Source organism: Cupriavidus sp. 05L310 (assembly GCF_056398185.1).
On record NZ_JBFTOX010000059.1, the window covers coordinates 28,819 to 42,547 of the forward strand.

The 13,729-nt window shown below is 65.2% G+C and carries 14 protein-coding genes; 9 read left to right on the top strand and 5 right to left on the bottom strand.

From position 1 onward, the window contains the following. Window positions 1-46: 46 nt before the first annotated feature. A complete protein-coding gene (locus AC1DS6_RS33045; protein ID WP_255350714.1) occupies window positions 47-175 on the bottom strand; it encodes a hypothetical protein in 129 nt (42 codons plus the stop codon). A 545-nt stretch (window positions 176-720) separates the two neighbouring features. Between AC1DS6_RS33045 and AC1DS6_RS33050 the strand changes: the two genes are divergently transcribed. After that, window positions 721-1,191, top strand: a complete 471-nt coding sequence (locus AC1DS6_RS33050) for a hypothetical protein (protein ID WP_477103976.1) — start codon at window positions 721-723, stop codon at window positions 1,189-1,191. 66 nt (window positions 1,192-1,257) lie between these two features. On the opposite strand, the gene AC1DS6_RS33055 is transcribed toward AC1DS6_RS33050, so the two are convergent. Both AC1DS6_RS33055 and AC1DS6_RS33060 read right to left on the bottom strand, forming a co-directional pair. Continuing rightward, window positions 1,258-1,968 carry a YceH family protein gene (locus AC1DS6_RS33055; protein WP_477103977.1) on the bottom strand — a complete coding sequence of 237 codons (711 nt, stop codon included), beginning with the start codon at window positions 1,966-1,968 and terminating at the stop codon, window positions 1,258-1,260. A gap of 118 nt (window positions 1,969-2,086) precedes the next feature. Further along, the gene (locus AC1DS6_RS33060; protein ID WP_477103978.1) at window positions 2,087-3,085 is read right to left on the bottom strand and encodes a LysR family transcriptional regulator; all 999 of its coding nucleotides are present in this window, start codon (window positions 3,083-3,085) and stop codon (window positions 2,087-2,089) included. 89 nt (window positions 3,086-3,174) lie between these two features. Here AC1DS6_RS33060 and AC1DS6_RS33065 point away from each other — a divergent pair, with 89 nt between their 5' ends. Then, window positions 3,175-4,179 (top strand): Bug family tripartite tricarboxylate transporter substrate binding protein, encoded by a 1,005-nt coding sequence (locus tag AC1DS6_RS33065; protein WP_477103979.1) that lies wholly within the window; start codon window positions 3,175-3,177, stop codon window positions 4,177-4,179. 7 nt (window positions 4,180-4,186) lie between these two features. Beyond that, on the top strand, window positions 4,187-5,299 hold the full coding sequence (locus AC1DS6_RS33070; protein ID WP_477103980.1) for a CoA transferase: 1,113 nt from the start codon (window positions 4,187-4,189) through the stop codon (window positions 5,297-5,299). Between the two features lie 132 nt (window positions 5,300-5,431). On the opposite strand, the gene AC1DS6_RS33075 is transcribed toward AC1DS6_RS33070, so the two are convergent. Then, window positions 5,432-6,757, bottom strand: coding sequence for an MFS transporter (locus AC1DS6_RS33075; RefSeq protein WP_441626076.1), 1,326 nt, complete (start codon window positions 6,755-6,757; stop codon window positions 5,432-5,434). 140 nt (window positions 6,758-6,897) lie between these two features. Between AC1DS6_RS33075 and cyoA the strand changes: the two genes are divergently transcribed. The 5 genes from cyoA (at window position 6,898) to AC1DS6_RS33100 (ending at window position 11,844) form a co-directional block, all read left to right on the top strand. Then, window positions 6,898-7,971 (top strand): ubiquinol oxidase subunit II, encoded by a 1,074-nt coding sequence (gene cyoA, locus AC1DS6_RS33080; RefSeq protein WP_441625901.1) that lies wholly within the window; start codon window positions 6,898-6,900, stop codon window positions 7,969-7,971. A gap of 52 nt (window positions 7,972-8,023) precedes the next feature. Then, complete coding sequence (cyoB, locus tag AC1DS6_RS33085; RefSeq protein ID WP_477103981.1) at window positions 8,024-10,027, top strand: cytochrome o ubiquinol oxidase subunit I; 2,004 nt, start codon at window positions 8,024-8,026, stop codon at window positions 10,025-10,027. Next, window positions 10,020-10,676 carry a cytochrome o ubiquinol oxidase subunit III gene (cyoC, locus tag AC1DS6_RS33090; RefSeq protein ID WP_441625905.1) on the top strand — a complete coding sequence of 219 codons (657 nt, stop codon included), beginning with the start codon at window positions 10,020-10,022 and terminating at the stop codon, window positions 10,674-10,676. Before cyoB ends, cyoC begins: the two co-directional genes overlap by 8 nt. Beyond that, a complete protein-coding gene (gene cyoD / locus AC1DS6_RS33095; RefSeq protein ID WP_441625907.1) occupies window positions 10,673-11,059 on the top strand; it encodes a cytochrome o ubiquinol oxidase subunit IV in 387 nt (128 codons plus the stop codon). The genes cyoC and cyoD overlap by 4 nt, the downstream gene beginning before the upstream one ends. Before the next feature lie 65 nt (window positions 11,060-11,124). After that, entirely contained in the window at window positions 11,125-11,844 is a 720-nt protein-coding gene (locus AC1DS6_RS33100) for an SURF1 family protein (RefSeq protein WP_441625909.1), read from the top strand. On the opposite strand, the gene AC1DS6_RS33105 is transcribed toward AC1DS6_RS33100, so the two are convergent. Further along, window positions 11,841-13,319, bottom strand: a complete 1,479-nt coding sequence (locus tag AC1DS6_RS33105; protein ID WP_477103982.1) for a dipeptidase — start codon at window positions 13,317-13,319, stop codon at window positions 11,841-11,843. The genes AC1DS6_RS33100 and AC1DS6_RS33105 overlap by 4 nt on opposite strands. Before the next feature lie 188 nt (window positions 13,320-13,507). Between AC1DS6_RS33105 and AC1DS6_RS33110 the strand changes: the two genes are divergently transcribed. Continuing rightward, window positions 13,508-13,717, top strand: coding sequence for a DUF2188 domain-containing protein (locus tag AC1DS6_RS33110; RefSeq protein ID WP_441625913.1), 210 nt, complete (start codon window positions 13,508-13,510; stop codon window positions 13,715-13,717). Window positions 13,718-13,729 lie beyond the last annotated feature (12 nt).

Below are 13,729 nucleotides of genomic sequence, written 5' to 3' on the forward strand. Positions count from 1 at the left end.
ATGTCCATACATTATCGGCATGGCCGAGGCGCCGCGTGGCCCCGGACTAGCGGGCGGCAGGACTGCCGTAATACGCGCCGGTGCGGGGGTTCGATACGATATAGGTATTGCGCCTGGCCCAGGTCTGGGCAGCCATGAAGACTTCCGGTTCGCGCTGGCTCCAGTCACTCGTCATGAGTGGCGTGGCCTCCTGCTCCGTAGTCGCGTACACAACGGCCTGGTGAAGGGCGGCCCGGCCCTGGCTTCCCGGAATCGTAATCGTGCGAATCGTCACGCGCATCGTCAACGGCCTCAACGTGTTTGGACTGCAAATTATCGCTGCCTTCGAACGACACTATTGTGACAAGTAGTGTGCCCGGCTGCAGCGCCAATATGGTGCCTGCAATGAGGCGCCTGGCGAAGCCGCGGCAGTTCTGGTTTGCGGCGTCGCCGTTGATCTGGAGCGGCTATTCACGATCATACGCCGCAAGTCCTTGCCGAGCCAATGTCGACTGTTGTGGCGTTTATACAGGTCTGCGAGCGCTGCTTGCGTCACAAGCGTGTGATAGCCTCCCGCTGGTTTCCTCCACAAAGGCGGTTGCCAGGACGCCTGATCCCGTATTCCTTGCGGACCTGCTGCCAGGCTGCCATCGCTTGAATGCCGTAGTTCCACCTTGCCCAAAAAACATGATGCAACTTAGTCCGGTCCGCCAGGCTTCCGAGCCTGTCAGCAGGTTTCGCATGCGGTACGCGTTCTTCTGCCTGAAATGGGCCGTCGCCCTTGCGATTCCCCTGGGCCTGCTGCTTTCGCTGCGTCCGGGTATCGAGTCATCATGGACCGCCATTTTCCTGGTGGGCCTCTACATAGGCCTTCCGATCGGCTTTGGAATGGCGGTACTGGCGTGTATCGGCTTTACCATTGGTGGCGTATTTGCCGGGTGGCTGGAGAGCAGCGAAGATGCGCAGCGGCTTTGGCTTCGCGTCAAGTTCGTGTTGCTGACGCTGATCGCGCTGCCGGTCACGGCGTTTGCTATTTACTGCGTATGGCGCGGCTTCGCCGAGCACAGAATCCTGGCGCTGTCTCGTAGTGGCACGCTGATCTCTCCCGAGAGCCATCCGGTTTTCTTCTGGGTCAGTTTTTGCGGATGGGGGTGGCTGGCAGTCGGGATGCCTGTCCACGTCTATCGCCGGGCGAAAGCGGTCTTCGGCTAAGCCGGTCCGTCTCGGATTCGCGGGACGGAGCCCGGCATTCATGTCACGGACGCCGGGTCCCTTGGGCTATAGGCCGTTCTTGTCGAGCGATATCCCCAATTCGCCAGCCATGCGCTCAACCAGCGCCTGCAGCCGTGCCACCTTCTCGGCCAGCTCCTTCTGCTCGGCCTTCAGTGCCTCGAACTCCGAAGGCGGGACCGACTCGTCGGTGGCGCTGCGCTCTGGCATATCGTCGAGGCTGACTTCGCCGCAGAGCAGGTGCATCCAGCGATGCTCGCGCCCGCCGGGCGCGCGCGGCAGCTTCACCGCAAAGGGAGGCTCGGCGGAGGCGAGTTCTTCCAGGAATACTTCGACCGACGAGATATCGGCAAAAGCATGCAGGCGCGCGGAGTTCAGCCGCAGTTCAGCCGCCGTCTGCGGACCCCGCAGCAGCAGCGTGGTGAGCAGCGCGACCGACTGGCTTGGGATGCCCAGCACGCGCTTCATGTTTTGCTCGAAGCGCGGCACGCGGCTGCTGCTGCCTTCCATCGCCAGGCTCAGGCGTTTCAAGCCATCGATGGCGGTAAGGATCTCGGCCTCGCTGGCATTCATCACCGGGGAGCGCGCGGTTTTCTGGTTGCAGCCCGAGGCCAGTGCATTGAGCGACAGCGGGTAGGTGTCCGGCACCGTGTGCTGCTTCTCGACAAGTACGGCCAGCACGCGCCCTTCAAGCTGGGTCAGGGAACGGATGGCTGGGCGCGCGGGGGTGTCGGGAGTGTCGGAATCGGAGGTGGTCATGGGTGGCATCGCAAGGTGAAGCTGCTTGCTCGAGCCCGATCGTGAGTCAGTCTGGAGCGCTTTGTCTGGTGGCCATATGATATCCGGTCGGAAGCCGGGTGCCGGGCGATCGGTGCGGTCAACGCTGCCTTGCCGTTTGACGCGGGATTCCTGCGCTATGGATTCCCGCGTCCCGCAGGGCTGTGGCAATCAGCGTAACGGCTGGTGACGCCGTATCCCGCTGGGTGATGAACACCATCCGCCCGGAGGCGAAAGGCGTGCGCAACCGTACCTTGCGCACCATCGACATCGCGCTGTAGTGCCGTACGGCGCTGTCCGGCGCAACGGCCAGGAAATCACTCGTGGCCACCATCGACAAGCTGCTGTGGAATGAGATCGATTCGATATGCGGCACGGGTGGCAGCTGGCCGTCGTCGAGAAACGGCTGCTCGAATATCTCCCGGGTGTGCGTGCCGCGCGGCGGCAGTATCCACGGGCTTTCGCGCAATGCCGACAGGCTTACCTCGCGGCGCCGGGACAGCGGATGGTCCGGGGCGCATGCGATTGCCAGGTGCTCGTCCCACAGCGGCGTGATGTCCAGGCGTTCCTGCCACTGCTCGCGATGACCGGTTTCAAGCCGCCCCACCACGCAGTCGAGGTCACCCCGGGAGAGCATGCCGAACAGTCCGCTAACGGTGTATTCCCGCACTTGCAGGCGCGGCAGGATGCCCTGACGGCTTAGCGAGGCGACCAGCCTCGGCAACACATTGACTCCGACCAGCGGCAGTATCCCCATCCTGACCAGCGGGACTTCGGGCCGCTCCGCCAGTGCTTCACTGGCGGCATCCAGGGCACCCAGCGCGATGCGCAAGCGTTCAAGGGCGCGCTCGCCCGCGGGGCTCAGGCGGCCGCCGCGCGTCGTGCGTTCGATCAGCGTGCATCCGAATGCCTGTTCCAGTTCCTGCAGCATCTTGGTTACCGCCGGCTGACTGATATGCATCGCCTCGGCGGCGGCCGTCAGCGACCCCGTGCGTGCCACCAGGTCCAGCAGCCGCAGATGGCGGATGCGCAGGCGATCGACCCGATTGGGAAGGGCGACAGGCGCTGCAGCCACGGGCGGGAGAGAAACCTTTGCCATAACCAATCCTGATGGATTCATAAGAACTGGATAATTGTCTCGAATAACCGAGAGGCGCGACAATCGGGCAAAACCATAAAGGAGACGAGATGCCTGCATCCGAGCGCCGCGCGCGCCGCCTGCTGTTGAGGACCATGCTGGTGCTGCCCGTTGCGGCGGCCTCCGGCATGACGGCCTCCGCGTTTGCCGCGGACAATTATCCCAACCGCCCGCTTCGCCTCGTGGTGCCGTATGCCGCCGGCGGTGGCCCGGATATCCAGGCCCGCAAGCTTGCCGAGGTGCTGGGCAGGGAACTGGGCCAGCCCGTGGTGGTGGAGAACAAGGTCGGCGCGGCTGGCATCCTTGCCGCCGAGTCGGTGGCCCAGCAACCGGCTGATGGCTACACCTTGCTGCTGGGCGCCTCGACGCATGTCGCGCAAAAGCTGCTGCAGCCGGCAGTCAAGTTCGACCCTGCAACATTCACCCACGTGATCCGCATCGGCATCAGCCCGGCCGTGCTTGTCGTGGGCACGAATTCTCCGTACCGCACGGTGGCGGACCTGGTGGCCGCCGCGCGTCGCTCGCCCGGCTCGCTGAACTACGCATCGGGCGGCGTGGGCTCCGCCGCGCATATCTCCGGCGCGGCATTCGCGTCGGCGGCAGGCATCGACGTGGTCCATATTCCCTACAAGGGGTCGGTGGAGATCGTGCCCTCGCTGATCAAGGGCGATACGCAGTTCGGCTTCCCTGTGGCAGCCACCGCGGTGCCGCAGATCGCCAACGGCAAGGTGCGGGCGCTCGCGGTGACCTCGGCGCACCGGATTCCCACGCTGCCCCAGGTACCGACGCTGAATGAAGCGCTCGGCCGCACCAATCTGACGCTCGACGCCTGGAGCGGCATCTGGGCTCCCGCGAACCTGCCGAAGCCGCTGGTGGCGCGCCTGCACGGCGCCATGCTCAAGGCGCTGGCGGATCCGGAGCTGCGCCGCTTCTACGCCGAGACGGGCGCTCTGGTCGACCCGAGCCCGACGCCGGAAGCCTTCTCCCGCCTGATCGCCGAAGAAACCGCCAGGATGCGGCAGGTGATCGACAAGAACCACATCACCATTGAATGAGCTTGCCATGCCTAACACCGCTACCCATGCGTTCAGCCCGCTCGCCGGTATCCGCGTGCTCGATTTCTCGCACGTCATCGCCGGTCCTTTTGCCACCTTCCTGCTTGCCCAGCTGGGTGCCGATGTCACCAAGGTCGAAAACGCCAATGGCGGCGACGTCATGCGCCGCGCCGGCCGGGGCCGCGAGGGATTTGTCGCGCTCAACGCGGGAAAATCCACGCTTGCCATCGACCTGTCCGGCGAGGAAGGCCGGCAACAGGCGCTGAAGCTGGCAGCCTCCTGCCATGTCTTCGTCGACAACCTGCGGCCCGGCGTGCTCGAGCGCTTCGGCCTGGGCTTCGAGGCGGTGCGCGCACGCAACCCGCGCGTGGTCTACTGCAGCATCTCCGGCTTCGGGCGCGGCGCGCCGGACTGGAAGGACCGGCCCGCCTACGACCATGTGGTGCAGGCCGCTACCGGCATGGCGTTCATGGCCGGCAACGAAGGCGATCCGCCGATCAAGACCGGCTTCCCGGTGATCGATTCCGCCACGGGGTTGCTCGCCGCCTTTGCCATTCTCGCCGGCGTGCGCGAGAGCGAGCGCACCGGGCGCGGCATGCTGCTGGATATCTCCATGGCCAGCGCCGGCATGCAACTGATGTATCCCATGACCTGCGACGCGCTCACGCGCGGCGCCACGCCTGCCAGGCAGGGGAACCAGGGCTACTCGGGCAGCCCCTCGGCCGATTTCTTCCGCACGCGGGACGGTTGGCTGGCCATCGGCGCGAATACGCCAAGGCAACTGCTGGCATTGCTGGAGGCGCTCGGGCTTGGCTATCTCGCCAGAGACCCCGCCTTGTTCAACCCGCCGCTGGAGAGCAGCGATCTGCCTGCCTTTGTGCGATCGCTGGATCCAGCGGCGCTCAAGGATGCGCTGGCTGCCGTGCTGGCCGATGGCAATGCCGCGGAGCTTGAAGTGCGGCTCAACGCTTGCGGAATCCCGGCCGCGCGCTTGCGCAATATCGCCGAGTTCGCCGCCGAGTCCATGGCCAACGGCAGCCTGGAAGCCGTCGAACTGCGCGACGGCGAAGCTGCGGTGCTGTCACCGGGGCTAGGTTTCCGGGTGCGTTCCGGCGCCTGATCCATCTCGCCTTGCCGCGAGCGGAGCTGATGAGCGCGCAACCGGCGGGCGAGCATGGCGCGAGCCCGTTCCGCTACGACAACGGCAACTCCCAGGTGCTCGGGTGGGTCATGCAGCGCGCCATCGGCCGAGTCAGTCGCGCGCCTCCATCTTCCGGTTAAACCAGAGCGCCAGCAATGTACACACCGCTCCGGAAAGCAGATAGCCGCTGACAGCAACCAGCCCGAACTCCACCGACAACCCCAGCGCGACCAGCGGCGCAAATGCCGCCCCGAACAGCCACGCGAAATCGGAAGTCAGCGCCGCGCCGGTATAGCGGAACCTGGCGTCGAAGTTCGCCGTGACGGCGCCCGCGGCCTGCCCATAAGACAAGCCCAGCAAGCCGAAGCCGATCAGGATGAACATGTCTTGCCGGGCCGGGCCGCCGTCCATCAGGTAGGGCGCGAACAAGCTGAATATGGCGATCAGCACCGCCATCAGCGCCAGCGTCGTGCGTCTGCCGATGCGGTCCGCGATCAGTCCGGATGCGATGGTGGCCGCCATGGCGATCCCCGCGCCCGCGATCTGGACGATGAGCACGGAGCTGATGTCCTGCGTCTCGTGCAGCGCGACCCACGACAGCGGAAACACGGTGACCAGATGGAACAGCGCATAGCTCGCCAGCGCGGCGAACGCACCGATGAAGAGGTTGTAGCCCTGCGCGCGAAGCAATGCGACCGGGTTGATCGGCTCCAGTTCTCCCTCGTCCAGCAACTCGGTGTACTCACGGGTCACCACCAGCCTCAGGCGCGCGAACAGGGCAACCACGTTGATCGCGAACGCTACGTAGAACGGATAGCGCCAGCCCCAGTCCAGGAACTCATCGAACTCCAGGGTAACGCGCAGGAAGAGGAACAACGAACCGGCGATCAGGAAGCCGATTGGCGCGCCCAACTGTCCCAGCATCGAGTACCAGCCCCGGCGGTGTGGCGGGGCATTCAACGCCAGCAGCGAAGGCAACCCGTCCCACGAGCCGCCCAGTGCGATGCCCTGCAGGATGCGAAGGAGGGCCAGCAATACGATGGACGTACGCCCGAGCGTGTCGAAGCCAGGCAGGAACGCCATGCCCGCGGTAGCCGTGCCCAGTACGAACAGCGCCGCCGTCAGCTTGATGCTGCGCCCCCAGCGGTGCTGGATGGCCATGAACAGCGCCGTCCCGAAGGGCCGGGCGATGAACGCGAAAGAGAAGATGGTGAAGGAGAGCAGCAGTCCGTCCAGCTGTCTGACGAAGGGGAAGAAGACGGAGGGAAAGACCAGCACCGAGGCGATGCCGTACACGAAGAAGTCGAAATACTCGGAAGCGCGTCCGATGACGACGCCGGCGGCGATCTCTCCCGGAGCGACCTCCCGGTGCATGGCTTCGCGCTCTGTCAGGGCCGGGGATGGTGACGGGTCGTGCTGGTGCGTAACGCTTGACATCATCAGGCCCTCTCGTGGTTCGGGGTGGCGTTTTGTGTCACTCCTTTAAGAATGGCACTTCTTTGACTACAGTGCCATAGGAAATGTTGAGTTTCCGCGGCCAGACCACCGGCGTAGTTTCAACGATCACTTCCACGGCTATGCAATTTCGCATTCGGAGAGTGCCATCCCGCTACGCAAGGCGAGGGTGGCTGTTGCTTCCTGCCATCCTGCTGTTGGCGGGCTGCAACGCGGTATTGCTGGCCCCGGCCGGCGACCTTGCGGTCAGGCAGCGTGATCTAATCATCATTTCAACCGGCTTGATGCTGCTGATCATCCTGCCGGTGATCGCGCTGACGCTGCTGTTCGCGTGGCGCTACCGCGCCGCCAACCGGGAGGCGGTCTACGAGCCGGACTGGGACCATTCCACCTTGCTGGAACTGGTGATCTGGGCCGCGCCGCTGCTCATCATCATCGCCCTGGGCGCGCTGACCTGGGTCAGCACCCACAAGCTGGACCCCTACCAGCCGCTGAGCCGCATCGACGCACAGCGCGATGTGCCCATGGGTGTGGCGCCAATGACGGTCGAGGTGGTCGCGCTGGACTGGAAGTGGCTTTTCTTTTACCCCGAGCTGGGCATCGCCACGGTCAACGAACTGGCGGCGCCGGTGGACCAGCCGATCCGTTTCAAGATCACGGCCTCCACGGTGATGAATTCCTTCTTCATCCCCTCGCTGGCGGGACAGGTCTATGCCATGCCGGGCATGGAGACCCAGCTCCACGCCGTCATCAATCGGACCGGGGTCTACGAGGGCTTCTCCGCCAACTACAGCGGCGCGGGCTTCTCCGGCATGTACTTCAAGTTCCATGGCATGAGCACCGAGGAGTTCGAGCGCTGGGTCCGGCAGGCCAAGGCCGGAGGTGGCGTATTGACGCGCGACGCCTACCTGCAGCTGGAAAAGCCCAGCGAGCTGGAGCCGGTACGCCGATACGCCAGCGTGGCGCCAGGCTTGTACGATGCGATCCTGAACCGCTGCGTGGAAGCCAATCGCCCCTGCATCAAGGACATGATGGCCATGAGCGCGAGCCGCGGGCAGGGCAAGCCGCGGTCCTTCGATGTGGCCGCGCTCGAGGGCGGGGCCGGAACACGAACCGGCCCCATCTGCACCGCGGGCGACCCCGCCGGCATCGGCAATGGTCCCGCCGCAGCATCCGCGAGGGTGTCGCAGCGATGACCCGCCGCTCCCCGATTCCCGCAACAACGCCCCTGCGGCCCTGGTGACCACCATGCCCGAGCACCTTGACCTTGCGAAGCTGATATTTGGCCGCCTGACCTGGGAAGCGATTCCCTTCCACGAGCCCATCCTGCTGGTGACCTTCCTGGTGGTCGCGGCCGGCGGCCTGGCGCTGGTCGGCGCGCTGACGTACTTCCGGGTGTGGGGGTACCTGTGGCACGAGTGGTTCACCAGCATCGACCACAAGAAGATCGGCGTCATGTATGTCGTGCTTGGCATCGTCATGCTGCTGCGGGGCTTTGCCGACGCGATCATGATGCGCCTGCAGCAGTCGGTCTCCTTTGGCGATTCGCTGGGCTACCTGCCGCCGCACCACTATGACCAGATTTTCACCGCCCACGGCGTGATCATGATCTTCTTCGTGGCCATGCCGCTGGTCACCGGGCTTATGAACTTCGTGGTGCCGTTGCAGATCGGCGCGCGCGACGTGGCCTTCCCCTTCCTCAATAACTTCAGTTTCTGGATGACCGTCGGCGGTGCCGTGCTGGTGATGATGTCGCTGTTCGTGGGCGAGTTCGCGCGCACTGGCTGGCTGGCCTATCCGCCGCTGTCCGGCATCCTGCAGAGTCCGGATGTGGGCGTGGATTACTACATATGGGGCTTGCAGGTCGCGGGGCTGGGGACGCTGCTCTCGGGCATCAACCTGCTCGTGACCATCGTGAAGATGCGCGCGCCGGGCATGACCATGATGAAGATGCCGGTCTTTACGTGGACGGCGCTGTGTACCAACGTGCTGATCATCGCCGCCTTTCCGGTGCTGACCGCCGTGCTGGCCCTGCTGGCGCTGGACCGCTACGCGGGCTTCAATTTCTTCACCAACGATCTCGGCGGCAACGCCATGATGTACATCAACCTGATCTGGATCTGGGGCCACCCGGAGGTGTACATCCTGATCCTGCCCGCCTTCGGCATCTTCTCGGAAGTGGTGTCGACCTTCTGCGGCAAGCGCCTCTTCGGCTATGCGTCGATGGTGTACGCCACGGTGGTGATCACGGTGCTGTCCTATCTCGTCTGGCTGCATCACTTCTTCACCATGGGATCGGGCGCCAGCGTCAATTCCTTTTTCGGCATCACCACGATGATCATCTCGATCCCGACCGGGGCGAAGATGTTCAACTGGCTGTTCACCATGTACCACGGGCGCATCCGCTTCGAGGTGCCGATGCTCTGGACCATCGGCTTCATGGTGACCTTTGTCATAGGGGGCATGACCGGCGTGCTGCTGGCCGTGCCGCCCGCCGATTTCTCGCTGCACAACAGCCTCTTCCTGATCGCGCACTTCCATAACGTGATCATCGGCGGCGTGCTGTTCGGGATGATGGCCGGCATTACCTACTGGTTCCCCAAGGCCTTCGGCTACCGGCTCGATCCCTTCTGGGGCAAGTGCTCGTTCTGGTTCTGGCTGGTTGGCTTCTACGTTGCCTTCATGCCGCTCTATGTGCTCGGCCTGATGGGCATCACGCGCCGCATGAGCCATTTCGAGGATGCGTCCCTGCAGATCTGGTTCCAGCTCGCGGCCTTCGGCGCCCTGCTGATCGCGCTCGGCATCGGCAGCTTCCTGATCCAGCTGGTGGTCAGCTTCCGCCGGCGCGAGTCGCTGCGCGACACCACCGGAGACCCGTGGGACGGCCGCACGCTGGAGTGGTCCACCTCTTCGCCGCCGCCCGCCTATAACTTCGCCTTTACGCCGGTCATCCACGACAACGACGCATGGTGGCAGATGAAGTCCCTGCAATACCAGCGCCCGCAGCAGGGTTTCATACCGATCCACATGCCGAAGAACACCGCTGCCGGGATCATAATCGCGGGCCTCAGCACGTTGTTCGGCTTTGCCATGATCTGGCATATGTGGCTGATCGCCGTGGTCTCGTTCGTTGCCACCCTGGCAGTGGCAATCGGCCATACCTTCAACTACAAGCGCGACTACTACATCCCGGCCGACGTTGTCGTCCGCACCGAGGCAGAGCGCTCGCGCCTGCTTGCCAGCCATGGTTGAAACCTCTCTCCCCTACGGCAGCGGCGACACCAGCCTGCCTGAGCGGACGCGCGCGGAAGCGCTCCGTTTTCATGAACTGAGCGAGGTGCATCCGCAGAACGGCACGTTGCTCGGCTTCTGGCTGTACCTGATGAGCGACTGCCTCATCTTTGCCTGCCTGTTCGCCGTGTATGGCGTGCTGGGCCGCCGCTATGCCGGCGGTCCCACGGGCGCCGAGCTGTTCGAGCTGCCGCTGGTCGCCCTCAACACCACCATGCTGCTGCTGTCGTCGATCACCTACGGCTTCGCCGTGCTGGAGATGCAGAAGGACAAGGCGCGCACGACGCTGATCTGGCTCGGCATTACCGGCCTGCTGGGCGCCACCTTCATCGGCATCGAGCTCTACGAGTTCGCGCACCTGGTCCACGAGGGAGCGGGGCCGCAGCGCAGCGCTTTCCTGTCCTCGTTCTTCACGCTGGTGGGCACGCACGGCACGCACGTGACCGTGGGCATCGTCTGGCTGATCACGCTGATGGCGCAGGTCGGGCAGCATGGGCTGATTCCGGAAAACAAGCGCCGGCTGATGTGCCTGTCCATGTTCTGGCACTTCCTGGACGTGGTCTGGATCGGCGTATTCACCTTCGTCTACCTGATGGGAGTGCTGCCATGAGCGCGCATGACAATGCCCTCGATGCCCATGGACATGACCACCATGGCCACGACGACCACGCCCCCAGCACCTTCAGGGGCTACATGACGGGCTTCGTGCTCGCGGTGATCCTGACGGCCATCCCCTTCTGGCTGGTGATGGCAAAGGTGTTCGACAAGTCCAGCACCACGGCGCTGCTCGTGCTGGCCTGCGCCTCGGTGCAGATCGTCGTGCACATGATATATTTCCTGCATATGAATGCCAGGTCGGAAGGCGGTTGGACCATGCTGGCGCTGATTTTCACCATCGTGCTGGTGGTCATCGCGCTGACTGGCTCGCTATGGGTGATGTTCCACCTCGACCAGAACATGATGCCGATGCACGATATGAAGAACCTGCCTTGACTCTCCCGCAACAAGATTTAGCCCGCCCGACCCCAACTCGCAGACGAACCGCCGGTGCACTGATCGTGCTGGCCCTGATTGCCGCTATCGCGGTTGCCGGGCTGGCTGCGCTTGGCACCTGGCAAGTCCAGCGGCGCGCCTGGAAGCTCGACCTCATCGAACGCGTGAACCAGCGGGTGCATGCCCCCGCCACAGCGGCGCCGGGCCCCGGTCAGTGGCCGCGCCTGAACAAGACGGACGACGAATACCGGCGCGTGCAAGTGACCGGCACGTTCCTGCATGACCGCGAGACCCTGGTCCAGGCCGTGACGGAACTGGGTGGCGGCTTCTGGGTGCTGACGCCGCTGCGCGCGGCGGACGGCAGCGTGGTGCTGGTCAACCGGGGCTTTGTGCCGCCGGAGCAGCGCGATCGCGCCACACGCAGCGGGAGCGACCCGGCCGGAGAGACCACGGTGACCGGCCTGTTGCGCTTCAGCGAGCCCGGCAACGGATTCCTGCGCCACAACGACCCGGCGGCCGGCCTCTGGTACGGGCGCGATGTGCCCGCCATTGCCGCCGCCCGCGGGCTCTCGAATGTGGCGCCGTATTTCATCGACGCGGATGCGGCCGCGCCGGGCGGCGAAGGCAGCAAGCGCGTCTGGCCGGAAGGCGGCCTGACGGTGGTCACCTTCAACAACAACCATCTCGGCTATGCCATTACCTGGTATGTACTGGCGCTGATGGCGGCTGGCGCCGCGTGCTATGTTGGCCGCGAGGAATACCGGCGGCTGCGCGGCGGCGCCTAGCCGACCGAGGCTTCGAATACCCGCCGGTAGTTGCCGCCGAGAATCCCGATCATTTCGTCTTGCGTGAAGCCCGCCGCCAGCAGCGCATCGGCCAGCGAAGGCAATTGCTCGTAACTCCTGAACACCGGTGGGGAAATAAAGCCGAGCATGTCCGTGCCCAGGCCGACATGTTCGACGCCAACCACGTCGGCCATCCGCTTGATGCCCTCGGCCATCGCGCGCAGGTCGCGGAAGGTGCCTGAACTGGGCCAGACGCCGATCACGCCGCCGGTGCCGGCGATCACGCGGGCGTGGTCGGGCGTGATCAGCCGGCTGCGCGTGCCCGGACGCGTCGCCAGCGCGGAGTGCGAGATCACCAGCGGCCTGGTGGACGTCGCCGCGGCGCGCTTCACCAGCGCATAGGTGCCGTGCGCGACGTCGACGACGATGCCTCGCGCATTGCAGCGCCGCACCACCTCGGCGCCAAAATCCGTCAGGCCGCCGTGCACCGGCGTCTCGGTCTGGATATCGCCGAGTTCGTTGACGCGGTAGTGCGTCAGCTGCAGGTGGCGCAACTGGTGCATCGCGTACGCTTCGTCGACGCGCTCCAGTCTGCCTTCAAGAAAATCGGCGCCTTCGGAAGCGATGATCGCGCACGGCCCGGCGCGGCCACGGGCGGCCAGGGACGCCGCGTCTATCACCACATGCATCTGCTCACGCTCGATCAGCCGGTGCGCGCGCGCGAATTCGGCCACGCCGAGCGCGTAAAGCTCGCCCTCCTCCGGCGCTCGCCACGCTTCGAAGCGCGAGCGGTCCGCGGACACGCGCGTGACGGTGGTGTCGGTCACGATCGCCAGGCAGATCACGTTCATGCCGCCGGCGCGCATCGGCGCGGCGAGAGGCTGGAAGGGACGGTCCGCGCCGATGGCGGGATCGCGCGAGACGGTCACGCGGCCGCCGTGGCTGTGCATGTCGATCGTCAGCGCGTTGGCGGGCGGCGCCCATCTGGCGGCAGCGTCAGCCGCTTGTGGGGTGGATGCCGCGGATGACTCGCGCGCTTCGGTGTAGCCGGCGAAGCGTCCCGGCGCGCAGGCGGCAAGCCCGAGCGCCGCGCCGGACGCCAGGAACACGCGCCGGCTTATCGGCGCCACCCCTGCTTGCGGCGCGGGCGCAAGCGCCGAGGCTTCCACCAACTGATAGCGCCAGCCCGCCGGATCGTCGCGCAGCCGCAGCAAACGCCCTCGCAGGCAAACAGCGCGCTCTTGCCGCGCGAGCGGCGCCGCGAGGTACACCTCGATGCAGGCCAGCGGATCGCGTGGCACGCACCCGCCGCAGCATGGCGCCTCGGCGGTGAGCAAGGCATAGTCGGCAGTCTTTTCCGCGGGATCCAGCGGCATCATCCAGCCTGTCACCTCGACCAGGGTGTCATGCAGCGCGTCGGCCGCGCCGGTACGGATTGTCGTCCAGTCAATCTGCGCAATCTGCTCGATCTGCATTGCCGCTCCACGCGTTGGGCATTCGGACCTGAGCGTTGGCCGGTCAGGCATGGCTTGCTTGCGATCCACATGATATCGCGGCGAAATGCGCGGGTGGCTCCCGGTACCGGGCTTGTAGGACGGCGCCCAATTGCCGGACGGGCGCGCACTGCCTACCCTTGCTGTAACGCACGCAGCCGGAGAAACAGATGTTTCGCGATTTCGTAGTATTCCCCGCAGGCGGGGGCTGGGCATTGAAGGTCGATGGCGCCGCCACGGCCATTCTTCAGTACGAAACACGCGAGGAGGCGGCGAGCATCGGCGCCGTGATGGCTGCCAGGCGAGGCGTATCGCTCGTGATCCGCGGGCACGAGGAAAACCCGCCTTGCGTGGCGGCGGCCGATCCCATCGCGTCGTGACCTGTTGCCCGG